This is a genomic window from Nitrincola tibetensis, assembly GCF_003284585.1.
Lineage (GTDB): Bacteria > Pseudomonadota > Gammaproteobacteria > Pseudomonadales > Balneatricaceae > Nitrincola > Nitrincola tibetensis.
The window spans coordinates 1-1544 of the sequence record NZ_QKRX01000037.1 but is presented as its reverse complement, the minus strand read 5'-3'; the positions used below and the strand labels follow the sequence as shown (position 1 = coordinate 1544).

The window sequence follows — 1544 nt, the reverse complement described above, 5'->3', positions numbered from 1 at the left end:
CCTTGCTTGTGGCTTAGCGTCCCTACCGTATCCCTATGGAACACTTCTGGCTCTCTCAAGTTCCTGATACATCTCTTTAGTCATGCCACGGCTTGATAACTCCGCTGACTCGCCACAGCCTAACTTTAACGGCTGCTTTGCATGGACTTCGGTGGCGTTACAAACCTCGTCAGTCAGATTGTGCTTATCGAAGCGATACCAGCTCTTCAGGGACACGCATCCCCTATGGCCTAACTAATTCTCTGTGTACGCTTCACCTATCTTGTTCGCCTATAAAAAAAACAGACTCCGCCATAGGCGCAACACTCGATACGGGTGGTGAGTTAAACCTTACCCGGCAGGGACTTACACCCTGCAAGATGCATCAAGCTTTGCTTGACGCACTAACGCTGCCAACACGCGCAGCTTTGTAGTGAAGGCGAAGCCGTAACGAAAAAGCTGTCGCCGTGCTTGGCCTTGTTAAGCGATCTACAGCCAAGCACTCAGTTTTTTGAGAACCTGTTGGCCATTCAAGTCCCCCATCAAAACTATCGCGTTTGATGAGAGGCCATTCAGGGAAGGCCCAAAGACCCCGCCCAGTTGACCTTTATCATCCCTAACAATGTAAAAACGGTCGTGAAAGCTGCACTTTGGTGAATAGTTACCTAGAGATGCATTTGGGTATGATTTTCTTATTTTTTTATACAGTGCCTCTTTAGCTTTCTTTGTCGCACGCTTAGGAGAGGGATTCATTTTAATGGTGAATGTAGAGTCCGAATCGACATTCAATGCCTGAAGATATGCAATAAGATTATCAAACCCACCCTCGATGCCATCTTCACTCAGATCACTATAGATATATGGGTCTGTCAGAATAACTTCTTTTACGAGCCCCATTTCCGCGTGCTGTTTTCTCACCAAATCAAGAAACATATTGAGTGGTGGCTTTGCGTTAGGTCCGCCGCCAGCCGAGAGGAGTTTAAGCAAAGAAACGTCAAGTTCGGCTCCTTCCCCTTGCGGTTCAGCCTCTCCTTTTAAAGGGCAGTCTTGACGAGGACAGAATCTTGTTGGCTTTGAGTCACGCGGCTCATCATCTATCTCTGAGGATCTTACCCAGTGTCTTATTTCAGCTTCAATATCTTGATTAGTCGCATCGAGTAGCCACCATAAAGGTCTTATCCGCCTGCGCTTATACCTATTATTCTCTTCAAAGATCTCGGGAAGAGTCTCTTTTATCTCCTCAACATCAGCCTTACGAGCAGGAAGGCCAAAAAAGAACCTAACTAAAAATCTCATTACCACTCCTAGATGAGAAACTTCTTAACGCCCGCCTCAACTGCCGGAGGCTACAGGCGCCTTTTGTGCGGTTTTTGCACAAAAGGTGACAGTGACCGGAGGTCAGATTGTATTCCCCCCATTTTAAGCAGCAGTTATTCGTAGAAAGGTAAGTGCCAATAAATCAGCACTCTACCCCTAGCTGTACTGAGTCACTTTTTTTGAAACTTTTTCTAGTGGTGCATTCCACGGCAAGAGATGTTCAAGTTTCTCTAGCGTATCAGCTTCTG

At 46.5% G+C, this 1544-nt stretch carries 2 protein-coding genes; both read right to left on the bottom strand.

Annotation, left to right across the window (positions count from 1 at the left end; translation table 11 throughout):
• Nucleotides 1-33 precede the first annotated feature (33 nt).
• Nucleotides 34-216 carry a hypothetical protein gene (locus DN062_RS18495; protein WP_133256785.1) on the bottom strand — a complete coding sequence of 61 codons (183 nt, stop codon included), beginning with the start codon at nucleotides 214-216 and terminating at the stop codon, nucleotides 34-36.
• A 252-nt stretch (nucleotides 217-468) separates the two neighbouring features.
• A complete protein-coding gene (locus DN062_RS18360) occupies nucleotides 469-1275 on the bottom strand; it encodes a hypothetical protein (RefSeq protein ID WP_112160734.1) in 807 nt (268 codons plus the stop codon).
• Between the last annotated feature and the right edge of the window lie 269 nt (nucleotides 1276-1544).